Below are 22,096 nucleotides of genomic sequence, written 5' to 3'. Positions count from 1 at the left end.
TTCTCTTTTCATCACGCGCGGGCCACGCTCGCGCCTGAGACCCCATTGTCAGGTGCGCCGCTGGCGCGCCTTGAGGAGTACGACGTGAACGAACGCCAGGTTGAAGTCGCCATCATCGGTGCCGGCAGTGCCGGTCTGGGTGCCTATCGCGCCGCCAAGGCACACACCGATTCCGTGGTCATGATCGAAGGCGGCCCCTACGGCACCACCTGTGCCCGTGTCGGCTGCATGCCGTCCAAGCTGCTGATCAGTGCGGCCGAAGCCGCGCATCACGCCCGTGACACCGCACCGTTCGGCATCAATATCGAAGGCGAGGTCAAGGTGGATGGCCGCGCCGTGATGGACCGCGTCAAGCGTGAGCGCGACCGCTTCGTCGGCTTCGTGGTCGAGTCCGTGGAAGGCATTCCCTCCCACGACAAGCTGCGCGGCAATGCGCGTTTCGAGACCGCCAACAGCCTGATCATCGGCGACAACGAGACCCGCGTCACCTTCGAGCGTGTCGTGATCGCCACCGGCTCACGCCCCAGCTACCCGGGCTTCTTCGAGAATGCCGGTGACCGCCTGATCATCAACGACAGCGTCTTCGACTGGGACGACCTGCCGGAATCCGTCGCCGTCTTCGGCCCGGGCGTCATCGGGCTGGAGCTGGGCCAGGCGCTCACGCGTCTCGGCGTGCGCATCCGCATGTTCGGTGTCGGCGGCGCCATCGGCCCGCTGCGTGACGAGAAGCTGCGTGCCAATGCCGATCGCGTCTTCAACGAGGAGTTCTACCTCGACCCGGACGCAAAGGTCGAGAAGATCGAACGTGTCGAGGACGATAACGGTGCCGGGGTCGAGATCACCTTCATCGAGCGTGGCAGCGAAGCTCGCCTCACCGAGCGTTTCGACTACCTGCTCGCGGCCACCGGCCGTCGCCCGAATGTCGATCGCCTCAATATCGAGGCGCTGGGCCTGAAGCTGGACGAGCGCGGCGTGCCGATCTTCAATCGTCACACCCTGCAGACTCGTCTGAGCGACGACACGCCGAGCCATGTCTTCATCGCCGGCGACGCCAACAATGACCTGCCGCTGCTGCACGAAGCCTCCGATGAGGGTCGAATCGCCGGTGACAACGCCGGTCGCTTCCCCGACGTGCGTGCCGGTCAGCGCAAGAGCACCATCGCCGTCGTGTTCAGTGATCCGCAGATGGCCACCATCGGCCTCTCGACCGCCGAGATCGAACAGCGCTACGGTGCCTGCGACTGCTACGCGGTGGGCGAAGTCGACTTCACCGGCCAGGGTCGCTCCCGCGTGATGCGCATGAACAAGGGCATGCTGCGCGTCTATGGCGAGCAAGGCACCGGCCTGCTGCTGGGCGCCGAGATCTTCGGTCCGCGTGCCGAGCACCTCGCCCACCTGCTGGCCTGGTCCCATCAGCAACGCATGACCATCGAGCAGATGCTGGAAATGCCCTTCTATCACCCGGTGATCGAGGAAGGCCTGCGCACCGCGCTGCGTGACCTCAACGCCAACCTGCAGCTGGGCCCGGCCATCGTCGAGCGCTGCATGGAATGCGGTCCGGGTGACTGATACCCCCTCAAGGCAACGGGACGCGCAGCTCACGCAGTGATGCCCTATGCTCTGAACAGATGTTGAATGTCGCCGGCAGTCACGATAGTGGCTGCCGGCATTCATCGCACGGCTCCCTCACCGGAGAGTCGAAGAGCAGTGACGCAGGAGATCTGCCCATGAAAGCCACCCAGCTCAAGGTGCCCTCGACCCTTCGCGACATCATGTCCCGCGACTGTTATCGCGTGAAGGCGCGCACCAGCATTCTCGAACTCGCCCAGGGCCTGACCCACCACCGTCTGCCCGGCGTGCCGGTCGTGGATGACCTGGACCGCCTGATCGGCTTCATCTCCGAACAGGACATCCTCGGCAAGCTGCTCGACAGTGCCTATCACTGCGGCCAGCATGCCCAGGTCGGCGACCTGATGCGTCACGAAGTCCTCAGCGTCGGCCCGAATGACAGCATCACGGATCTGGCGCAGCACATGAATGGCCAGCGTCCCAAGGTCTATCCTGTGGTCGAGCAGGGCCGCCTGATCGGCATGGTCACCCGCCGCGATGTTCTGAGTGCGCTGCTGGTGATGCAGAACGGCTGTTGAGACAGTTCACCCATCAAGAAACTGCTTGGAGCCAGACCAAACGTACAGAGCCCCCAGCGGTCATCACCGCTGGGGGCTCTGTACGTGATGGCTGAGAAAACCGAGTGCATCGAGAGCGCCTTCAGCATGCTTGCACCAGCAGGCCAACGCCTCGAAGATTACCCAATGGCTAATCAATCTCTGCCGCCAGCCTGACACCCATCAATTCTCGCGCCGCAACCCGAGGCGGTGACAGTCGTTGGGAAGCGCTGTGCCGCGCCCTGCCCCCAAGACCTATAGTCACAGTGAAAGTCGCTGAAAGCTTGGGAGAATCCAAACGCCCCAGGCGAAAACCTGCCAAAGCCCGCGTATTTCAGGCATAAAAAAATCCGCCAGGAAAACCGTGGCGGACCAAAGAACAGTTAAAGCCAGACATAACATCGCGATAACATCATGTCCTTGCTTACTATGACTGCACCTTTTGCATTTCTATCCCGACGGTTGCCAAAAAATTCGGTCTTTTTTGTCACTGACCTTTACGGAATGTGAAAGCTGGGCTACGTGCGTTGCCAGTGGAAGACGCGCTAACCTGTGATCTGACCTGATCGCTGGATCGAGCCCCCACAAGGACACCGCATGTCTGCCACGCCCCATGACCTCCACGCCCTGACGCTGCGTCACCCTGAAATCGCCAGCCTGATGGCCGGCCGCGAAATCGGCTGGCTCAACCCTGAACGCGTCGCGACCGCCAAGGCGCTCGCCTCACCGGCGCTGCAGGCGAGTGGCGTGGGAGCCCAGGACATCGAGGACGCCGACGCACGCCTGATGCGTTTCGCTCCCTGGATTGCCGAAGCCTTCCCCGAGACCGCCGCCGCGTCAGGGCGCATCGAATCACCGCTGGTGGCAACGCCCGGCTTGCAGCAGGCGCTGAGCGGCATAGCCTCGACCGCATCTCCTCTCAGCGCAACCGAATCCCCGCTGCCCGGCCGCCTGATGATCAAGTGTGACAACGCCCTGCCCATCTCGGGTTCGATCAAGGCGCGCGGCGGCATCCATGAAGTGCTCAAGCATGCCGAGCGTCTCGCCATTGACGCAGGGCTGCTGCATCAGGAAGACGACTACCGCGCCTTCCAGCGTGATGAGATACGAGACCTGCTGGCCGGCCAACAGGTCGTGGTGGGCTCCACCGGCAATCTGGGGCTCAGCATCGGCATCATGAGCGCGCGGCTCGGCTTTCGCGTCACCGTGCACATGTCGGCGGATGCCAAGCAATGGAAGAAGGACCTGCTGCGCGCCCGGGGCGCGGAGGTCGTGGAGCACAGCGGGGATTACGGCAAGGCCGTCGCCGCGGGGCGCCAGGAAGCGCAGCAGCCCAACGCCCACTTCATCGATGATGAAAGCTCGCGGGATCTGTTCGTGGGCTACGCCACGGCGGCCAGCCGCCTCGCGGAGCAGCTCTCGGCGCAGGGCATCCCGGTGGATGCCCGCCACCCGCTCTGCGTCTATCTGCCCTGTGGCGTCGGCGGCGGACCGGGTGGCGTGGCCTACGGCCTCAAGCAGGTCTTCGGTGACGCCGTGCACTGCTTCTTCGCTGAACCGGTCAGCTCCCCCTGCATGCTGCTGGGCATGTTGACCGGCGAACATGACGGCATCGCGGTGGAGGATATCGGGCTGGACAATCGCACCTGCGCCGATGGCCTGGCGGTGGGTCGCGCCTCGGCCTTCGTCGGGCGCGTGATGGCCCCCTTGCTCAGCGGCATCCATACCGTGCGCGATGAGCATCTGCTCGAACTGCTCGCGCTGGCATATGACAGCGAAGGCCTCATGCTTGAACCGTCCGCGCTGGCCGGCGTGCCCGGTATCCGCCACGTACTGCGCAATGATGCCCCCGAGTGGCACGCCTGGCGGGCGGCCAACGGGCTGGATGACGGCGAGGTGCAGGCCAATACCACCCATGTCGTCTGGGCCACCGGCGGCAGCATGGTGCCCGAGGCGATCTGGCAGGCCGACTATCAGCGCGGCAAGGCGTTGCTGTCGCAGGTCAGCGCAAGCCGGCAAGAGTGAGCGATCAGGCGATGAAGGCCTGCCACAACCACACGCCGGTCAGCGCCAGCCCGATCACTCCCAGCGGGCGCGAGTAGCGCTGCCAGAGCGCCAGTGCCTGATCCTCGACCAGTGCCACCAGGGCTGCCAGCCCGAAATAGCGCACCCCGCGCCCGATCAGCGCCGCCAGCAGGAACAACGCGACCGGATAGCCGCTGGCACCGGCGACCAGCATGGCGCTCTGGAAGGGAATCGGCACGATGCCGATCAGCATGATGGCAAGGAAGCCCTGCTCGCTGAAGCGCTGCTGGAAGGATTCGAAGGCCTGCTGCCCGCCAAAGAAGCCGATCAACCCATCGCCCCACGCCGCCAGCGCGTAGGCTCCCAAATAGAAGCCCAGCAATGCCGCGGTCAGGTTGCCGGCGAGTGCCACCGCGGCCACGCGCCAGCGGCGCTCGGGGTGGCGCAGCATCCACGGGATCAGAACGACCTCGATGGGAATCGGGATCAGCAGGGTTTCCAGCATCGAGGCGATGAACAGCCACAGCATGGCGTGGCGGGAGTGATTGAGGCGGTCGAGCCAATCACTCGCGGAAGAGAGTTTCCACATGAAGGCAGCACGTTGTCCTGGGCGATGAGCTGCCCACTTTGCCTTGAGTCCGCCCCGCTTGCCAGCCTGCTTGTCCGCCTGAGCCAGAACCCTGACGCGCTACTCGAAGCCTTCCAGCCGCATGGCCGAGCGCACCAGCCGCTCGTCCTCCGCCTCCAGCTCGCGCAGGTTGTCGCGAATGCTGTGCAGATGCTCCAGCGCCGCCTTCTCTGCCGCCTCCGGCTGCTGGTCCATCACCGCGCGGTAGATGGCCGTGTGCTGGGCATTGATCTGGCCGCGGGGAATCGGGCGATGGTAGAGATTGCGCAGCGAGGCGAACACCGAGCTGAGCAGCAGGTCATTGATGCCCTTGAGCGTATGCACCAGCACCGGATTGTGGGACGCCTCACAGATGGCGTGGTGGAAGGCGTGGTCGTGACGCGCCAGCTGCTGGGCATCCGGCAGCGCCTCATCGCCCGGCGCTGAGGACGCGAAGTCGGGCGGATACTCGCGCACGCAGGCCGCCATCGCCTCGTAATGACGCCGGATCAACACTCTATCCGCCGGCGTGCCGCGCTGGGCGGCCAGTCGCGCCGACTGCCCTTCCAGCAAAGCCCGCACTTCCAGCAGGTCATACAGGGTGCGCGGCTGATCTCGAAACAGGTGCATCAGCGGGCTGATATCGCCGCTCGGCAACAGCGCCGCGACGCTCGAGCCCTTGCCATGACGCGTCTCGATGATGCCCTTGCCACGCAACAGCCTGAGCCCTTCGCGCAGCGAGGCCCGCGAGATACCCAGCCGCTCACATAGCCGGCGCTCCGAGGGGATCATCTGCCCGGGCTTGAGCACGCCGTCCAGAATCAATTGCTCCAGACGCGCCGCGGCCTGATCCGCAGCGCGGGGGTCAGCTCCTGACTCGGCGATGGTTCGCAGCATCCTGCCCCTCCCCTTTTGCTCGACCTTTGTGTGCTGGGCCTTGATCAACCCGCTCGTGGCACTTGATCAACCCGCTGGCAGCGCCTGGAGATTTCCGACTGGTCAGACCTGTCGATCGAGTGACGCAAAGCCGCCTGATGGCAGCGGACGTGAGGCCAGTAAAGCGTGGTTTTCCTTGCGCAAACACTAGACGAATGTCTGGTCAGACCACTGATGTGAAGCATGGACAAGGCCGGGGAGGCAGGCCAGATTGTGTGCAGATCAGGTGCGGCGGAATCGACAGGCGACTCGCTCGAACCCCGCACCAGCCGACAGTAACGACAGACAGCAACGACAGAAAGCAGCCGCGCAGACCCCAACCTCCGGGAGGCAGTGCATGAATATCCTCTATGACCCGACGCTGGATGGACCGCTGGCCCAGCACGACAAGGGTCAGGTGCTGGCGCATCTCACCACCCTGCTGCCGGACCTGACGCTGCTGCACCGCGAGGAGGACCTGCACCCCTTCGAATGTGATGGCCTGTCCGCCTATCGCGTCATGCCGATGCTGGTCGCCCTGCCGGAGCGGGTCGAGCAGGTCGCCGCCCTGCTGCGTGAATGTCATGCGCTGGGCGTGCCGGTGGTGACTCGTGGCGCCGGCACCGGGCTATCCGGCGGTGCCTTGCCGCTGGCGCAAGGCGTGCTGCTGGTGATGTCGCGCATGGCACGGATTCTCGAGATCGACCCTGACGCCCGCACCGCACGCCTGCAGCCCGGGGTGCGCAATCTCGCCATTTCCGAGGCCGCCGCGCCCTTCGGGCTCTACTACGCGCCGGACCCCTCCTCGCAGATCGCCTGCTCCATCGGCGGCAACGTGGCCGAGAATGCCGGTGGCGTGCACTGCCTCAAGTACGGCCTGACCGTTCACAACCTGCTCAAGCTCGAGATGCTGACCATCGAAGGCGAGGCGATGACGATCGGCGCCGACAGCCTCGACTCGCCCGGGCTGGACATGCTGGCGCTGATGACCGGCTCCGAAGGCATGCTGGGGGTGGTCACGGAAGTCACGGTGCGCCTGCTGCCCAGGCCCGAGACCGCCAAGGTGCTGATGGCGAGCTTCGCCGATATCGACAAGGCCGGCCGCGCGGTGGGCGACATCATCGCCTGCGGCATCATCCCCGGCGGGCTCGAGATGATGGACAACCTGGCGATCCGCGCCGCCGAGGACTTCATCCACGCGGGCTACCCGGTCGAGGCCGCCGCCATTCTGCTCTGCGAGCTGGACGGCGCCGAGGCCGATGTCGTCGATGACTGCGCGCGAGTCCGTGAGGTGCTGGAGCGCGCCGGCGCCACCGAGATCCGCCAGGCACAGGACGAGGCCGAGCGCGCGCGCTTCTGGGCCGGGCGCAAGAATGCCTTCCCCGCCGTGGGTCGCATGTCGCCGGACTACTACTGCATGGATGGCACCATTCCGCGTCGCGAGCTGCCCGCCGTGCTGAACGGCATCGCGGAGCTCTCGCGCCAATCGGGGCTCGCGGTGGCCAATGTCTTCCATGCCGGTGACGGCAACATGCACCCGCTGATCCTGTTCGATGCCAACCAGCCCGGCGAGCTGGAACTGGCCGAGGAGGTCGGCGGCAAGATTCTCGAACTGTGCGTGGCCGCCGGCGGCAGCATCACCGGCGAACATGGCGTGGGCCGCGAGAAGATCAATCAGATGTGTGCCCAGTTCAACCACGAGGAGATCAGCGTCTTCCATGCCGTGAAGGCCGCCTTCGACCCCGCTGGCCTGCTCAACCCCGGCAAGAACATCCCGACGCTGGCGCGCTGCGCCGAATTCGGTGCCATGCACGTGCATGACAACCAGTTGCCGCACCCCGATCTGCCGCGTTTCTAGACAGACGCCGCGTGGCTGGACGGTTTCTCTGTCATGGACAGCTCTCGAATCCGCTGCCGCCTGACCTTTCGCTACCTGACGTTCACCACTTCATCGCCACTTTAATAGAGACATGCCATGCCAGAGCCAGATGATTCGCTCCAGGATCAGGTGCCAAGCCATGCCGAGTGCGCTACGCCTGCCGCCAGCCAGCCCCCGCAGCAGCAGGATGCCAGCGAGGCACTCCGCGCACAGGTCCGCGCCGCCCATGAGGCGAGACGCCCGTTGCGCATCGCCGGCAGTGGCAGCAAGGCCTTTCTAGGCCGTGAAGTGGCCGCCGAGGAAGTGCTCGACATGCGCGCGCATCATGGCATCACCCACTACGACCCGGTGGAGCTGATGGTCTCGGTGCGCGCCGGCACCCCGCTGGCGACGCTGGAGGCCGTGCTCGCCGAGCAAGGTCAGCACCTGAGCTGCGAGCCACCCCACTTCGGGCCCGCGGCGACCGTCGGCGGCACTCTCGCCTCGGGGCTCAGCGGCCCACGCCGCCCCTGGAGCGGCAGCCTGCGCGACCTGGTGCTGGGCACGCGCATCATCAGCGCCGACGGCAAGGCGCTGCGTTTCGGTGGTGAAGTGATGAAGAACGTGGCGGGCTATGACCTGTCGCGCCTGATGTGCGGCGCCCAGGGCACGCTGGGCGTGATCAGTGAAGTCTCGCTCAAGGTGATGCCGCGCCCGGTGGCAAGCGAATCGCTGTGTCTGGAAATCAGCCTCGCCGAGGCGCTGTCTCACCTGAATGCTTGGGGCCGCACGCCGCTGCCGATCACGGCGACCAGCTGGCATGACGGCCGCCTCACCCTGCGTCTGGAAGGAGGCGAGCGGTCGGTCCAGGCCGGGTGCGAGCAGCTGGGCGGCGAGGCCCTGACGGCGGATCAGGCGACGGCGCACTGGACTGAGCTGCGTGAGCAGCGCCTGCCCTTCTTCAGCGCGCGCGCACCGCATCAGGCACTGTGGCGACTGTCGCTGCCGTTGGCGCTGGACCACCTCGAGTGGCAAGCCGCCGTCAGCGAACTGCTGGGCCCTGTGGGGGATGCCGACCTGCTGTGTGACTGGGCGGGTGCACAGCGCTGGCTTGCAAGCGATGCCCCGGCCCAGCGCATCCGCGCGCTGGCCAGTCGGCTGGGCGGCCATGCCATCTGCTATACCCCGGGCACCGTCGCCGCCGAGGACAGCCCGCTGATGCCGCTGGCCGCCCCCAATGCCCGCTATCACCTTCAGCTCAAGCAGCAGCTGGACCCCCACGGCATCCTCAATCCCGGTCGCCTGTATGCCGAGATGTGACTCACGCCACGACAGGAGACGCACCTGAATGCAGACCCACTTCAGTGACGCCGCGCTTGCCAGACCGCATATCCAGCGGGCCGACAAGGTCCTGCGCAGCTGCGTGCATTGCGGCTTCTGCAATGCCACCTGCCCCACCTATCAGCTGCTGGGCGATGAGCGCGACGGGCCGCGCGGGCGCATCTATCTGATCAAGCAGCTGCTGGAGAGCGACCCCGAGAGCCAGGACTCAAGCACCCGCCAGCAGGCCAGCGAGATCACCCGCGAGACCCAGCGGCATCTGGATCGCTGCCTGAGCTGTCGCAGCTGCGAGACCACCTGCCCGTCGGGCGTGCAATATCACACCCTGCTCGATATCGGGCGTCAGGAACTGGAGCGTCGCGTCGGCCGCCCGTGGCGAGAGCGCCTGCTGCGCAGTGGCCTGCGCCATGCGCTGGTCGAACCCGCGCGCTTCAAGGCCTTGCTGGCACTTGGCGTGCGCTTTCGCCCCCTCGCGCCTGGCGCGCTGGCCGACAAGATCCCGCTGGCCCGCGAGCGCGACCGTCAAGCCGAGCACCCAGCTGCGCCCGTCACCGCGACGCCTTCTGATCAGTTGCTGTCTCGCCAGGTGCTGATGCTGGAGGGCTGCGTGCAACCGGGCCTGGCCCCCAACATCAATGCCGCCACCGCCCGCGTGCTGGCGCGCTTCGGCATCGGCGTCACGCCGATCCACGAGGCCGGCTGCTGCGGTGCCATCGACTATCACCTCAACGCCCAGCAGGCCGGTCGCGCGCGCATGCGTGCCAACATCGATGCCTGGTGGCCGGCCATCGAGGCCGGTGCGGAAGCGATCGTGCAGACCGCCAGTGGCTGCGGGGCCTTCGTCAAGGAATATGGCGAGATGCTGGCCGATGACCCGGACTATGCTGAGCGCGCCGCACGCGTAAGCGCCCTGGCCCGCGATATCGTCGAGGTACTCGGCGAGGAGATCGCCCGCGATGATCGAAAGAGTCTCGCGGCCGCGCCCGACCAACAGCCGCTGGCCTTCCATTGTCCCTGCACCCTGCAACATGCCCAGGGACTGGGCGGCGAGGTGGAGAAGATCCTGTCGCAACTGGGCTTTACACTGGCGCCTGTCATGGAGGGCCATCTGTGCTGCGGGTCCGCCGGCACCTACTCGATCACGCAACCGGAGTTGTCACGCCAGCTGCGAGACCGCAAGCTTGAGGCGCTGGAGGCCAACGGGCCTGCGCGCATCGCCACCGCCAACATCGGCTGTCAGACGCATCTCTCGAGCGCCGGACGCACGCCGGTGAGTCACTGGATCGAACTGGTGGATGACGCCCTGCCCGAGACGCTCCCGCAGAAATGAAGCGTCACTATCTGTTTCAGTATCTGTTTCACTATCTGTTTCACTATCTCTTTCACCTCACCACTGCCAAGGAAGCCCGATGATCACTCGCCACGTACTGACCCTCGCTGACGTCAATCAGATGCTGGACGCCGCCCAGAAGGAAGCCGAGGCCAATGGCTGGGCCGTCTCCATCGCCGTTGCCGACGATGGCGGCCACCCGCTGGGTCTGCGTCGCCTCGACGACACCCCGGCGATGACCGGCTACTTCGCCCAGGAGAAGGCCAAGAGCGCCGCCCTGGGTCGCCGCGAGACCCAGCTGTTCGAGGACTCCATCAACGGCGGACGCACCGCCTTCCTGTCAGCGCCGCAACTTGAAGGCATGCTGGGCGGCGGCGTGCCGGTGATGGTCGAAGGCCAGATCGCCGGCAGCATCGGCGTGTCCGGCGTCAAGCCGGAGCAGGATGCCCAGATCGCCAAGGCCGGGGTCGCCGCGCTGGGCCTCTGAGGCCCCGCCAGCCTGGATAAAGAGGCAAATAAAAAGACCGCCGCGTCCATCAGGGCACGGCGGTCTTTTTGCATACGCCACTCTTGCGTCTGTGTCTTTCGTTCACGCACCGCGAGGCGGCATGGCGGCTTCCACCGCCGCCATGAAGGCGCGCAGCTTGCCCGACTGCGGCAGGCGCTGGGGATAGAGCATGTAGATGCTGTTGGGCTCGCCCTCCTCGTGCGCCAGCAGACGCACCAGACGGCCCTCGGCCAGCTCACGGTCGACCAGGTAATGGGCGACCCGAATGATGCCGGCATGACCCAGCGCCTGCTGCTTGAGCAGGCGGTGATCATTGATGGCCAATCCCCCCGCGAGACTGACTTCACCACTGGCCAGCGGCCAGCCGGACTGCCCCGACCAGACGTGGCAGCGATGATCACCAAGTGCCGCGGCCGTGTGCGGCGTGCCATGCGCGGCAAGGTACTCGGGCGACGCGCAGCAGCAGTGGACGTAATCGAGCAGGCGACGCGCGATCATGTTGTCCGGTGGCGTGCGCGTGGCGCGAAATGCCACATCAAATGGCTCGCGGGTCAGGTCATGACTCTCGTAACTGACGTCCAGACGCAGCTCGACCGCCGGATGGCGCGCCTGGAAGGCATTGCAGACCTCGATCAGATAACGCTCGGCGAACAGTACCGGCGCCGTGATGCGCAACACCCCGCTGTAGCCCTGACGCTCCGACTCACTCGTCTGCTTCAGGTCGTGTTCAAGCTCGCGCTCCAGTGCCAGCAGTTCGCCATGTACCGACTGCATGCGCTGGCGAATGCGCTCGCCCTCCTCGGTGAGGCGTACCGCCCGTGTGGTGCGGATCAGCAAGGGCGCTCCGATGTCCTGCTCCAGCCGCCGCACCTGCTCGGAAAGATGAGCACGCGACACGCCCAGCGCCTTGGCCGCCCGGGTGAAGCTGAGGGTTTCCGCCACCTGAGCGAACAACATCAGTCGCTCCACCTGCTTGTGATGCCGCATCCTGCCTGCTCCTCACGCCAGCCATCCGGGATTTCAGTGAACGAGACTGCCACAGCATTGTACGTTCTGGCGAACAATCTATTCGTTCGCATGTGCTTATCAGACCTGCAGACGCGACCTAGACTGAAGGCGTCATTCGATGTCACCTCATCCCTGTGAGACATCGACGCCTCCACTCGTGAAAGGACTCCGCCATGCGCTATACCCCGGCTGAAGATCGCTACGAACGCATGCACTACCAGCGCTGCGGCAAGAGCGGCCTCAAACTGCCCCGCCTGTCACTGGGGCTCTGGCACAACTTCGGCAACAACGCCCACGAAGACAATGCGCGCGCCATCTGCCAGACCGCCTTCGATCTGGGCATCACCCACTTCGACCTGGCCAACAATTACGGGCCGCCGCCGGGCAGCGCCGAGGAAATGTTCGGTCGCATGCTCAAGCGCGACTTCGCCGGCTACCGCGATGAGATGGTGATTTCCACCAAGGCGGGCTATCACATGTGGCCTGGCCCCTACGGCGAATGGGGCAGCCGCAAGTACCTGCTCTCGAGCCTGGATCAGAGCCTCAAGCGCATGGACCTCGATTACGTCGACATCTTCTATTCACACCGCTTCGATCCGGACACGCCGCTGGAAGAGACGATGGGCGCGCTTGACAGTGCCGTGCGCTCCGGCAAGGCGCTCTATGCAGGCATCTCCTCCTACAATGCCCAACGCACCCGCGAAGCCGCCGCCATCCTGCGCGAACTGGGCACGCCGTGCATCATCCATCAGCCCAGCTATTCGATGATCAATCGCTGGATCGAGGAAGACGGCCTGCTCGACACCCTCGATGACGAGGGCATCGGCTCCATCGTGTTCTCGCCGCTGGCCCAGGGCGTGCTGACCAACAAGTATCTGGGCGGCGTGCCACAGGATAGCCGTCTGGCACGCGGCGGAGCGATCAAGGAAGATCACCTCACCGAGGACAATCTGGAGCGGGTGCGCGCCCTCAACGCCATCGCCGAGCGCCGTGGCCAGTCGCTGGCCCAGATGGCCCTCGCCTGGGCGCTGCGTGGCAACCGCGTCACCACCGCACTGATCGGCGCCAGCCGTCCGGAACAGGTCAGCGATTGCGTCAAGGCACTGGATCATCTCGACTTCACCCAGGCCGAGCTCGACGAGATCGACCGCTACGCCATCGATAGCGGCGTCAATCTATGGGCGCGCTCGTCCAATGCCTGAGCTCGTGCCTGAGCCGCGACTGATACAATGAAGCGCGTGAAACACATCGCCCCCGTCGAGTCTCACTCGGCGGGGGCGATGTGTTTGGCGTGACGTGCTGATGTATTGAGTTCAGCCGCCGTGCTCTGACAACGTGCTCAGCCGCCGGCGGTAATGCCGTGCTCGCTGGCGAGCAGCGCGCGGTAATCGGCGTAGCCCTTGCGGTAGGCGGCCACTCCTTCGGCCTGGGGCTGGGCGAGTGTCGCGTGATCCAGCGCGACCAGCCGCTCACAGAGTTGCTCAAGCGTCTCGCTATGGCGACCCTGTCCTTCATCGCCTGACTGTCCCAGACACCAGCCCGCCTGAATCGCGGCGCCCAGGGCGGCGGCCTCGGTCACCTGCGGGCAGACCACCTCGAGGCCGAGAATGTCCGCCAGCATCTGACGCCACAGCGGACTTTTGGCGCCACCGCCCACCAGGCGGATCTGGCGCGCCTCACTGCCCAGCGGCCCCATGCACTCCAGTGCGTAACGCAGGCCGTAACTTGCGCCTTCCATGGTCGCGCGACACAGGTTGGCCGGGGTGGCATTGCGGCTGTCCAGCCCATGGAAACTGGCCTGGGCACGCGGCAGCATCGGCACACGCTCACCATTGAAGAACGGCAGCACCCGCACGCCCTCGGCTCCGCGCGGGGCGCTTGCCACCTGGGCTGAGAAGGTGGCGATGTCGAAGCCGAACATCTCGCGTACCCGCGTGGTGGCCGAGGTCACATTCATGGTGCACACCAGCGGCAGCCAGCCACCATCGCTGGCGCTGAAACTGGCCACCTGAGGGTCGCAGTCGGCCGGATAGTCCGCCGACCAGGCGCATACCGTGCCGGAGGTGCCCATGCTGAGCGTCACCCGCCCCGGCGCGATGTTGCCGGTGCCGATGGCGCTCATCATGTTGTCGCCGCCGCCGCTGGAGACGATGACGTCGTCACGCAGCCCGAAGCGCGCGGCGATCTCGGGGCGAATGCTCCCGGCCGGCTGATGGGATTCTATCAATCGGGGCAGCACGCGCCGGGCATCAAGCTCCGGGGCGATCTGCGCGAAGACATCCAGATGCCAGCAGCGCCGCCGGGTATCGAAATAGCCGGTGCCCGAGGCATCGCCGTATTCGGCGACGCGCTCGCCGGTCAGCCAGAAGTTGAGATAGTCATGCGGCAGCAGGATGCTGGCGATGCGCTGATAGCGCTCGGGATGCCGCTCACGCAGCCAGGCAAGCTTGGAGGCGGTGTAGCCGGTCTGCAGCACCAGACCGAGCGTCTCCAGACAGCCCGCCTCACCTCCCAGCGCCGCGATCAGTGCGGCATTGTGCTCGCTGGTCTCGGTGTCACACCACAGCTTGGCCGGATGGAGCGGCACACCGGCCTCATCCAGCACCACCATGCCATGCTGCTGACCGGACACTCCGATCGCCGTGATGCGCTGCGGGTCCAGCCGCGAGGCGGCCAGTGCATCAGCGAAGGCGCCCTCAAGCGCCGCCACCCAGTCCTGCGGATCCTGCTCGCGGCGTCCGTTGGCACCTTCCTGCAGCGCATGACTGCGCTGGCCCTGGGCCACGATGCTGCCGCAGGCCGGATCGACGATCACCACCTTGGTACTCTGAGTCCCACAATCAACACCTACCCACATGGGGCTCTCCCTGCCATCCGTCATTCAGCTGTCTTCCCCATCGGGGCCGATGGGGGCATTCGCAAGGCGCCAACGCCAGTCGGCGTTGAGCGAGTCCTGCTTGATCAGGTGCGCGTTGAGCATGTCCTTGTGATGGGTGCGCTCGTGGGCACCGCGGGCATCCTGGCCCATCTCGCGCCAGCGATGCAACAGACGCGGCACCAGCACCTCATCCTCGATATCCAGAAAGATGCTGATGTCGAACAAGCCGAGCAGCGCGTCCCAGGGCGCGTGGCGCAGCAGCAGATAGTTGCCCTCGACCAGCACGATGCGATGGTGAGTCCCGACCACGCGGCCGCCGGCACGTGCCAGGTCCAGCGGGCGATCGAAGACCGGCACGGCGACCGGGCCATCATCGGCGCGCACCCTGACGAGATCATGATAGAGCCCGCGCGCATCGAAGGTCTCCGGTGCGCCCTTGACGTAGAGCAGGCCCTGCGGCGCCAGCACGGCGTTGTCGTAGTGATAGCCATCCATCGGCACCACCACGGCGATGCCGGGTTCCAGCGCATTGAGGGTCTCGCACAGGGATTCCGACAACGTCGACTTGCCCGCCGCCGGCGGGCCGGCGAGGGCCACGATGGTACGTGTGCGCTGACTGGAGGCGTGTTCCGCCAGCACACGGCTTGCCATGTCGTCCAACGAGGGCGACATGTGGGCCAGGCGAGAATCGGGTAAAGATGTCACGTGACTACCTCATTAATGGATGCGCACCCTTGCAGCGGGACGGAAGGTGTCTCTCATCCTTAGCTCATCCAGTTGCCACCGTCGACATTGAGTGTCTGGGCGACGACGAAATCGCTGTCTTCACAGGCCAGAAATACCGCGGCGCCGGCGTGGTCATCCGGCAGCCCCATGCGTCCATAGGGTACCGCCTCACCGACCAGACGTTTCTTCTCGCCCAGCGGGCGCTGTTCATGATGGGCGAACAGCGCATCGACCTGATCCCACATCGGCGTGTCGACCACGCCCGGCGCGATGCCATTGACATTGATGCCATGACGGATGAGATCAAGCCCGCAGGACTGGGTCAGGCTGATCACGGCGGCCTTGGAGGCACAATAGGCGCTGACCAGCGCCTCGCCGCGTCGTCCGGCCTGCGAGGCCATGTTGATGATCTTGCCGCCCTGCCCGCGCTCGACCATCGTTCTGGCCACCGCCTGCAGGGTGAAGAACAGGCCTTCGACATTGACCGCCAGCTGGTGGCGCAGCATGCCCTCGCTGACCTCCAGCACCGGCGCCATGGCGAAGACGGCGGCATTGTTGACCAGGATATCGATCGGCCCCAATTGTGCCTGCACGCATTCCAGCATGCTCTGACGCGAGACGCTCGACGTCACGTCCAGCGTCACCGCCAGGACGCGTGCCTGCGGCCCGGCCTGCTCGCGCAGCTGCTGGGCGGCACGCTCCGCCGCCTCGCCGTTGATGTCCGCCAGCGCCACATAGGCGCCTTCGGCGACATAGCGGGTGGCGATGGCCAGGCCGATACCGCCCGCAGCACCGGTGACCACCGCCACCTTGCCGGCGAGCCGGGCGCTGCGTGGCGAGGTCAGCGGCTCACTATTATTGGCCGACTCGGATAGCGTCTGCATGTTGTCACCCCCTGACGGTGCTCATGTGGCGCTCAGGTCGCTGGCCTGACCGATACGCAGCTGACTGATCAGACCACTGACCTCCTCCATGCTGGCACGGCTCTGCCAGGCACCCGCCTCCAACTGATGCTGGGCGTGGCCCGGCGGAATATGCCCGGCGCCGGTAAAGCCGATCACGCGCAGACCGGCCGCGACCGCCGCGCTGACGCCAGCGAGGCTATCCTCGATCACCACGCACTCCAGGGCATCGCGCCCCAGCTGACGCAGCGCCAGCTGATAGACGTCCGGCGCGGGCTTGGGGCGCGCGACTTGCTCGGCCGTGAAGAGCGGCACCGAGCCCAGCCAGCGATCCAGACCGGTGGCGGCCAGCGAGGCACGCACCCGCCGCTCGGCACTATTGGAGACGATCGCCACGGCCACGCCATTCGCCAACAGCCCGCCAAGCAGTTCCGCCATGCCGCTGATGGGCGCAAGTTCCTTTGCCAGACGTGACTCGATGGCGTGGTCGATGCGCTCCATCGCCTGCGGCGGCAGGGTGTGAGCGCTCATGGCCTCCAGATGGCCCAGGATGGCCTCGGTGGTCATGCCCAGCGCCGCGCGCAGCTCGGCCTCGGTGTCGAGATCCGGCAGCCACTCACCCAGCTGACGCGACAGCTCCTCCTCGGCCAGCACTTCGCTGTCCACCAGCACGCCGTCACAATCGAAGATCACCTGCTGCAAGGGTGTACTCATCTCATCATCCTCTCTGGCTTCCCGATTCGCGGCTTCCCGATTCGCGGCTGCGCGGTTCATGCGCGGGCTTCCTGTGCGGCGCTGGCGCTGGACAGGGAATTGTCCTGACGCGTCAGGCTGGTCAGCGGGTGACGGTTGAGATTCTGCAGCGCCAACCCTTCACGGGTGAAGAGGTGCGCACGCTCGGTATCGAAGCCGTAGCGGATGCTGTCACCCACGCGGCTGTTGACGTCTCCATCCGCCATCAGGATCCAGCCGCTGTCTGACTGCTCGTCGGACTTGAGGCCGCCGATCGGCGCATCGCCGGAACCATCCGGAGTCGCCAGGTACAGAGAGGTCACCCCGCCCAGACGCTCGATGACCTGAACCTGGCCGCTGAACGGGCCTTGCGCGTCCAGCATCAGGTGCTCGGGGCGCACGCCCAGCGTCAGGCTGTCGCCGACGATGACCGAGGCGCCATCTTCGGTCTGGCTCACCACCGGAATCAGGCGCTCGCTGCCGTCGGGCAGGCGCACCGTGACGCCCTCGCCGGCCACGCCAGTGACGGTGATGTCGAGAAAGTTCATCTTCGGCGAGCCGATGAAACCGGCCACGAAGCGGTTGCGCGGGTGATGGTAGAGCTCCATCGGCGAGCCGACCTGCTCGACCACGCCGCCCTGCAGCACGACGATCTTGTCGGCCATGGTCATGGCTTCGACCTGGTCGTGGGTCACGTAGATCATGGTCGCCTTGAGCTCGGCATGCAGGCGCGCCAGCTCGATGCGCATCTGCACCCGCAGCGCGGCGTCCAGGTTGGAGAGCGGCTCATCGAACAGGAAGATGCTCGGGTTGCGCACGATGGCGCGACCGATGGCGACACGCTGACGCTGACCACCGGACAGAGCCTTGGGCTTGCGGTCCAGCAACGGCCCGAGCTGCAGCACCTCGGCGGCGGCGTTGACCTTCTCGGCGCGCTCTTCCTTGGAGACGCCGGCGAGCTTGAGGCTGAAGCCCATGTTCTCGCCCACCGTCATGTGCGGATAGAGCGCGTAGCTCTGGAACACCATCGCCAGGCCGCGCTCGGCCGGGCCGATATCGTTCATGCGCTTGCCATCGATCAGGATGTCACCGGAGGTCGCGTTCTCGAGACCGGCGATCATGCGCATCAGCGTGGACTTGCCGCAACCGGACGGGCCGACGAAGACCACGAATTCCTGGTCCTTCACTTCCAGATCGACTCCCTTGATGACCTGGGTGGTGGAGGCGCTGGCGCCGCTGCCGGAGGTGAATTCCTTGACGATGTTCTTGAGCGTGAGTGTGGACATGGGAAGTTTCCTTATCCGCACCTGCCCGAGGGCAGGTGATGGCAAATTTGGGTGGCATGGCAAGGGTGCAACATGCGTGTGGCTCTCGGCCGCCTGCGCTGATCTGCTCTCAGTCAATGCTCATCTGGCAATGTTCATCAGCCAATGTGGCGCAGGCGGCGTACCTCTCTGTAGCTTATGCGTCTTGCGTGTGCGTCTTGCGTGTCTCTGGCTGGCGCGGATTACTTGACGGCGCCGAAGGTCAGGCCGCGTACCATCTGCTTCTGGGTCATCCAGCCGAAGATCAGGATCGGCGCGATGGCGAGCGTGGAAGCCGCGGACAGCTTGGCCCAGAACAGCCCCTCAGGACTGGAGAAGGACGCGATGTAGGCGGTCAGCGGTGCGGCGTTGGAGGTGGTCAGGTTCAGGCTCCAGAACGCCTCGTTCCAGCTCAGGATCACGCACAGCAGACCGGTGGAAGCGATGCCCGGCAGAGTCAGCGGCAGCAGCAGGTGGAAGATCTCCTGCAGGGTGCTGGCACCATCCATGCGACCGGCTTCGAGGATGTCCTTGGGAATGTCCTTGAAGAAGGTGTAGAGCATCCAGACCACGACCGGCAGGTTCATCAGCATGTAGATGATGATCAGGCCGGTACGGCTATCCAGCAGGCCCAGATCGCGGAAGATCAGGTAGACCGGCAGCAGCACGCCCACGGACGGCAGCATCTTGGTCGACAGCATCCACAGCAGTGTCCCCTGGGTACGCTTGGTGGGCAGGAAGGCCATCGAGTAGGCGGACGGAATCGCGATCAGCAGTGCCAGCAGCGTTGCCCCGAGCGAGATCACCACACTGTTGAGGGCGTACTTGAAGTAGTCCGCACGTGCCTGGATCTCGATATAGCCCTCGACGCTGGGCGTGAAGAACAGGCTCGGCGGCGTGGCGATCGCCTCGGCCTCGGTCTTGAAGCTGGTGAGGATCATCCAGAAGATCGGGAAGAACATCACCAGCGCGATGGTCCAGGCCACCAGGGTCAGGACAAGCTTCTTGTTGATCACGCTGCGGCGCGCGCGACTGGCGCTGACGGCAGCGCTGGCGGCGGCCACGGAATTGGAAGTTGAAGTCGACATCATTGAGTCTCCCTGTGCTGAGCGCTTGTCATCAGTTCTCGAGATTCTTGGCGACGGTACGCACCAGGAAGAAGGCCACGATATTGGCCAGGATGATGGCGATCACGCCACCGGCGGAGGCACCACCCACATCGAAGTCCAGCAGGGCGCGGATGTAGATCAGGTACGCCAGGTTGGTCGAGGCAAGCCCCGGACCACCGGAGGTGGTAACGAAGATCTCGGCGAAGATGGTCAGCAGGAAGATCATCTCGATCATCACCACGACGCTGATGGCACGTTTGAGATGCGGCAGGGTGATGTAGAAGAAGATCGCCACCGGCCCTGCCCCGTCCATGCGCGCCGCCTCGACCTGGTCGTCATCGAGTGACTGGATGGCGGTCAGCAGGATCAACACCGCGAACGGCAGCCACTGCCAGGTGACGATGATCACGATGGAGGTCAGCGGCAGGCTGGCGAACCAGTCGATGGCCGGCAGACCGAACAGCCCGGCGACCCAGGCCAGAATGCCGTTGACCGGGTGCATCATCATGTTCTTCCACACCAGGGCACTCACGGTGGGCATGATGAAGAACGGTGCGATCACGAACAGACGCGCGACGCCGCGGCCGAAGAATTCCTGCTGCAGCAATACCGCCAGCAGCGTGCCGCCGACCACGGTGGCGACCAGCACCCAGCCCACCAGCAGCAAGGTGTTGCCCATGGCGGTCCACAGGGACGGGTCGGTCAGCAGGTAGTAATAGTTGTCGACGCCGGCAAAGCCGGACACCGACGGCATCATCAGGTTGTAACGCTGGAAGGAGAACCACAGGGTCATGACCAGTGGTACCAGCATCCACATCAACAACAGGCTTACGGCTGGGGCTTGCAGCGACAGGGTTCGCAATCCCCCGACGGTGCGTCCGGATGCTCTCGTGCGCATGGTGAGTCCTTCGATACGGTGAGGAAGTCCGGCAATGCGGTGGGCTTCAGGCCGAGGCTCCCCGTGCCACGCCGCGAGGGCGTTGCAGGAGTCTCGAGAGGAAGGGGGTAACCGCGGGTGCCGGACGGGGCTCCCGCCGTGCTTCGAGTCAATTTCGATTGAGGCTCAAGGCAAGGCGGGAGGCCGTTGCAACGTTCAGATCAGATCGGTTGGGATCAGACCGGCTGGATCAGATCAGTAACCCGACTGGCGCATGGTGCGCTCGGTGGAACGCTGGGCGGAGGACAGTGCCTGCTCGACCGACATCTGGCCGGCCAGCGCCGCGGCGATCATCTGCCCCACCTGGGTACCGATGGACTGGAATTCCGGAATGGTCACCATCTGCACGCCGACATAGGGCACCGGCTCCAGGGTCGGATCGGTCGGGTCGGCACTGGTGATGGCGTCCATCACGAAGCCGGCGAAGGGTGCGGCGTCCTTGTAGGACTGGTTCTCGTAGGTGGAGACACGGGTGCCCGGCGGGATGCTGGCCCAGCCTTCACGCTCGCCGACCAGGTTCACGTATTCCTGGGAAGTGGCCCAGGTAATGAAGGTCTGGGCGGCATCCTTGGACTTGGAGGATTCCGGAATCGCCAGCGCCCAGGACCACAGCCAATGCGAGCCCTTCTCCGTCTTGGCGATCGGTGCCGGCGCGAAGCCCAGCTTGTCGGCCACGGAAGATTCCTTCGGGTTGTAGAGCTTGCCGGCCGCCGAGGTGGCGTCGACCCACATGCCGCACTTGCCGCTGGAGAACAGTGCCAGGTTCTCGTTGAAGCCGTTGGAAGTCGCGCCCGGCGGGCCGTACTTGCCCATCATGTCGACGTAGAAGTTGATGGCCTCGCTCCAGGCCGGGGAATCCAGCTGCGGTTCCCACTCCTCATTGAACCAGCGGCCGCCGAAGCTGTTGACCATGGTGCCCAGTATCGCCATGTTCTCCCCCCAGCCCGGCTTGCCGCGCAGGCAGATGCCGTAGACGCCTTCATCCGCGGAGTTGAGCTTGGCGGCCCAGTCATTGACCTGGCTCCAGGTCGGCTGCTCGGGCATCTCGATACCGGCCTGCTCGAAGAGGTCCTTGCGGTAGTAGAGCATGGAGCTTTCGCCATAGAACGGCAGCGCGTAGAGGCCCTTCTTCTCGCCTTCGGTCACGCTCAGACCATCACGCACCGGCTTGATCAGGTCATCGACCTGATAGTCCTCCGGCAGGTTGTCGAGCTTGGTCAGCCAGCCATGCTTGGCCCAGATGGGCACTTCATAGGTGCCGATGGTCATGACGTCGAACTGGCCACCCTGGGTCGCCACATCGGTGGTCAGACGCTGACGCAGCACGTTCTCTTCCAGTACCACCCAGTCGAGGGTGATGTCCGGATGCGCCTTCTCGAATTCGCTGGTCAGGCTCTGCATGACCACCATGTCGGCGTTGTTGACGGTCGCGACGGTGATGGTCTCGGCACTGACCTGGGCGCTGAGCGGCGCCAGGGCAGCGACACTGGCGAGCGAGAGCAGATGACGGCGGGACTTGGTGATGTGAGGTAGGCGCATGAGGGCACTCCATCGGGGCGTTATTGGCATTGTTCTTTTCGAGGGCAGCGGCGCCTTGGGCACCGATACCTTCCCATCAACCGGCTTGGTGAACGGATGTCCTGGCGAGACATCGCGACGCAAACACGTTCGATCAAAACGTCATTCAGTGAACAAATGATCGGATCAGACCTGTAAAAAAGCAAACCCTGAAGCGCTATACCTTGGGCTAT

The 22,096-nt window shown here is 65.1% G+C and carries 19 protein-coding genes; 8 read left to right on the top strand and 11 right to left on the bottom strand.

What is annotated here, in order from left to right:
- Positions 1-84 precede the first annotated feature (84 nt).
- The 3 genes from CLAM6_RS05945 to CLAM6_RS05935 all read left to right on the top strand — a co-directional run bounded on the left by CLAM6_RS05945 (position 85) and on the right by CLAM6_RS05935 (position 4,190).
- Complete coding sequence (locus CLAM6_RS05945; protein ID WP_153635416.1) at positions 85-1,569, top strand: dihydrolipoyl dehydrogenase; 1,485 nt, start codon at positions 85-87, stop codon at positions 1,567-1,569.
- A 158-nt stretch (positions 1,570-1,727) separates the two neighbouring features.
- A complete protein-coding gene (locus tag CLAM6_RS05940) occupies positions 1,728-2,147 on the top strand; it encodes a CBS domain-containing protein (RefSeq protein ID WP_043334523.1) in 420 nt (139 codons plus the stop codon).
- 615 nt (positions 2,148-2,762) lie between these two features.
- A complete protein-coding gene (locus tag CLAM6_RS05935) occupies positions 2,763-4,190 on the top strand; it encodes a D-serine ammonia-lyase (RefSeq protein WP_153635415.1) in 1,428 nt (475 codons plus the stop codon).
- Between the two features lie 4 nt (positions 4,191-4,194).
- Here CLAM6_RS05935 and CLAM6_RS05930 read toward each other — a convergent pair whose 3' ends face one another.
- Together CLAM6_RS05930 and glcC are read right to left on the bottom strand one after the other, a co-directional pair.
- On the bottom strand, positions 4,195-4,779 hold the full coding sequence (locus CLAM6_RS05930) for a YqaA family protein (protein ID WP_153635414.1): 585 nt from the start codon (positions 4,777-4,779) through the stop codon (positions 4,195-4,197).
- 99 nt (positions 4,780-4,878) lie between these two features.
- Positions 4,879-5,694 carry a transcriptional regulator GlcC gene (gene glcC, locus CLAM6_RS05925; RefSeq protein ID WP_153635413.1) on the bottom strand — a complete coding sequence of 272 codons (816 nt, stop codon included), beginning with the start codon at positions 5,692-5,694 and terminating at the stop codon, positions 4,879-4,881.
- Positions 5,695-6,070: 376 nt separating this feature from the next.
- Here glcC and glcD point away from each other — a divergent pair, with 376 nt between their 5' ends.
- The 4 genes from glcD (at position 6,071) to CLAM6_RS05905 (ending at position 10,728) form a co-directional block, all read left to right on the top strand.
- Positions 6,071-7,570 carry a glycolate oxidase subunit GlcD gene (glcD, locus tag CLAM6_RS05920; RefSeq protein WP_153635412.1) on the top strand — a complete coding sequence of 500 codons (1,500 nt, stop codon included), beginning with the start codon at positions 6,071-6,073 and terminating at the stop codon, positions 7,568-7,570.
- Between the two features lie 117 nt (positions 7,571-7,687).
- Positions 7,688-8,890: a glycolate oxidase subunit GlcE gene (glcE, locus tag CLAM6_RS05915; RefSeq protein WP_153635411.1), complete on the top strand. Its 1,203-nt coding sequence runs from the start codon at positions 7,688-7,690 to the stop codon at positions 8,888-8,890.
- Positions 8,891-8,918: 28 nt separating this feature from the next.
- On the top strand, positions 8,919-10,241 hold the full coding sequence (glcF, locus tag CLAM6_RS05910) for a glycolate oxidase subunit GlcF (protein WP_153635410.1): 1,323 nt from the start codon (positions 8,919-8,921) through the stop codon (positions 10,239-10,241).
- Positions 10,242-10,320: 79 nt separating this feature from the next.
- A complete protein-coding gene (locus CLAM6_RS05905; RefSeq protein ID WP_043334532.1) occupies positions 10,321-10,728 on the top strand; it encodes a GlcG/HbpS family heme-binding protein in 408 nt (135 codons plus the stop codon).
- Positions 10,729-10,830: 102 nt separating this feature from the next.
- On the opposite strand, the gene CLAM6_RS05900 is transcribed toward CLAM6_RS05905, so the two are convergent.
- On the bottom strand, positions 10,831-11,736 hold the full coding sequence (locus CLAM6_RS05900) for a LysR family transcriptional regulator (protein ID WP_153635409.1): 906 nt from the start codon (positions 11,734-11,736) through the stop codon (positions 10,831-10,833).
- A 194-nt stretch (positions 11,737-11,930) separates the two neighbouring features.
- Here CLAM6_RS05900 and mgrA point away from each other — a divergent pair, with 194 nt between their 5' ends.
- Positions 11,931-12,959 (top strand): L-glyceraldehyde 3-phosphate reductase, encoded by a 1,029-nt coding sequence (gene mgrA / locus CLAM6_RS05895; protein WP_153635408.1) that lies wholly within the window; start codon positions 11,931-11,933, stop codon positions 12,957-12,959.
- 137 nt (positions 12,960-13,096) lie between these two features.
- On the opposite strand, the gene xylB is transcribed toward mgrA, so the two are convergent.
- The 8 genes from xylB to CLAM6_RS05855 form a co-directional block, all read right to left on the bottom strand.
- Positions 13,097-14,614, bottom strand: a complete 1,518-nt coding sequence (gene xylB, locus CLAM6_RS05890; protein WP_153635407.1) for a xylulokinase — start codon at positions 14,612-14,614, stop codon at positions 13,097-13,099.
- 24 nt (positions 14,615-14,638) lie between these two features.
- The gene (locus CLAM6_RS05885; RefSeq protein ID WP_317292826.1) at positions 14,639-15,340 is read right to left on the bottom strand and encodes a nucleoside/nucleotide kinase family protein; all 702 of its coding nucleotides are present in this window, start codon (positions 15,338-15,340) and stop codon (positions 14,639-14,641) included.
- Between the two features lie 59 nt (positions 15,341-15,399).
- On the bottom strand, positions 15,400-16,245 hold the full coding sequence (locus CLAM6_RS05880) for an L-iditol 2-dehydrogenase (protein WP_153635406.1): 846 nt from the start codon (positions 16,243-16,245) through the stop codon (positions 15,400-15,402).
- Positions 16,246-16,266: 21 nt separating this feature from the next.
- On the bottom strand, positions 16,267-16,977 hold the full coding sequence (locus tag CLAM6_RS05875) for an HAD family hydrolase (RefSeq protein ID WP_225347828.1): 711 nt from the start codon (positions 16,975-16,977) through the stop codon (positions 16,267-16,269).
- Positions 16,978-17,033: 56 nt separating this feature from the next.
- Entirely contained in the window at positions 17,034-18,281 is a 1,248-nt protein-coding gene (locus CLAM6_RS05870) for an ABC transporter ATP-binding protein (RefSeq protein ID WP_153635405.1), read from the bottom strand.
- A gap of 221 nt (positions 18,282-18,502) precedes the next feature.
- On the bottom strand, positions 18,503-19,387 hold the full coding sequence (locus tag CLAM6_RS05865) for a carbohydrate ABC transporter permease (RefSeq protein ID WP_153636807.1): 885 nt from the start codon (positions 19,385-19,387) through the stop codon (positions 18,503-18,505).
- 31 nt (positions 19,388-19,418) lie between these two features.
- Positions 19,419-20,306 carry a carbohydrate ABC transporter permease gene (locus tag CLAM6_RS05860; RefSeq protein WP_043334545.1) on the bottom strand — a complete coding sequence of 296 codons (888 nt, stop codon included), beginning with the start codon at positions 20,304-20,306 and terminating at the stop codon, positions 19,419-19,421.
- Positions 20,307-20,540: 234 nt separating this feature from the next.
- Entirely contained in the window at positions 20,541-21,884 is a 1,344-nt protein-coding gene (locus CLAM6_RS05855; RefSeq protein WP_153635404.1) for an ABC transporter substrate-binding protein, read from the bottom strand.
- Between the last annotated feature and the right edge of the window lie 212 nt (positions 21,885-22,096).

This window comes from Cobetia sp. AM6 (assembly GCF_009617955.1).
Lineage (GTDB): Bacteria > Pseudomonadota > Gammaproteobacteria > Pseudomonadales > Halomonadaceae > Cobetia > Cobetia amphilecti.
This window is presented reverse-complemented; position numbering and strand designations above follow the sequence as displayed.

Coding starts and splice junctions, on each gene's coding strand:
- CLAM6_RS05940 (WP_043334523.1), top strand. CDS start 1,728: ATGAAAGCCACCCAGCTCAAGGTGCCCTCGACCCTTCGCGACATCATG.
- CLAM6_RS05935 (WP_153635415.1), top strand. CDS start 2,763: ATGTCTGCCACGCCCCATGACCTCCACGCCCTGACGCTGCGTCACCCT.
- CLAM6_RS05930 (WP_153635414.1), bottom strand. CDS start 4,779: ATGTGGAAACTCTCTTCCGCGAGTGATTGGCTCGACCGCCTCAATCAC.
- glcC (WP_153635413.1), bottom strand. CDS start 5,694: ATGCTGCGAACCATCGCCGAGTCAGGAGCTGACCCCCGCGCTGCGGAT.
- glcD (WP_153635412.1), top strand. CDS start 6,071: ATGAATATCCTCTATGACCCGACGCTGGATGGACCGCTGGCCCAGCAC.
- glcE (WP_153635411.1), top strand. CDS start 7,688: ATGCCAGAGCCAGATGATTCGCTCCAGGATCAGGTGCCAAGCCATGCC.
- glcF (WP_153635410.1), top strand. CDS start 8,919: ATGCAGACCCACTTCAGTGACGCCGCGCTTGCCAGACCGCATATCCAG.
- CLAM6_RS05905 (WP_043334532.1), top strand. CDS start 10,321: ATGATCACTCGCCACGTACTGACCCTCGCTGACGTCAATCAGATGCTG.
- CLAM6_RS05900 (WP_153635409.1), bottom strand. CDS start 11,736: ATGCGGCATCACAAGCAGGTGGAGCGACTGATGTTGTTCGCTCAGGTG.
- mgrA (WP_153635408.1), top strand. CDS start 11,931: ATGCGCTATACCCCGGCTGAAGATCGCTACGAACGCATGCACTACCAG.
- xylB (WP_153635407.1), bottom strand. CDS start 14,614: ATGTGGGTAGGTGTTGATTGTGGGACTCAGAGTACCAAGGTGGTGATC.
- CLAM6_RS05880 (WP_153635406.1), bottom strand. CDS start 16,245: ATGCAGACGCTATCCGAGTCGGCCAATAATAGTGAGCCGCTGACCTCG.
- CLAM6_RS05875 (WP_225347828.1), bottom strand. CDS start 16,977: ATGAGTACACCCTTGCAGCAGGTGATCTTCGATTGTGACGGCGTGCTG.
- CLAM6_RS05870 (WP_153635405.1), bottom strand. CDS start 18,281: ATGTCCACACTCACGCTCAAGAACATCGTCAAGGAATTCACCTCCGGC.
- CLAM6_RS05865 (WP_153636807.1), bottom strand. CDS start 19,387: ATGTCGACTTCAACTTCCAATTCCGTGGCCGCCGCCAGCGCTGCCGTC.
- CLAM6_RS05860 (WP_043334545.1), bottom strand. CDS start 20,306: ATGCGCACGAGAGCATCCGGACGCACCGTCGGGGGATTGCGAACCCTG.
- CLAM6_RS05855 (WP_153635404.1), bottom strand. CDS start 21,884: ATGCGCCTACCTCACATCACCAAGTCCCGCCGTCATCTGCTCTCGCTC.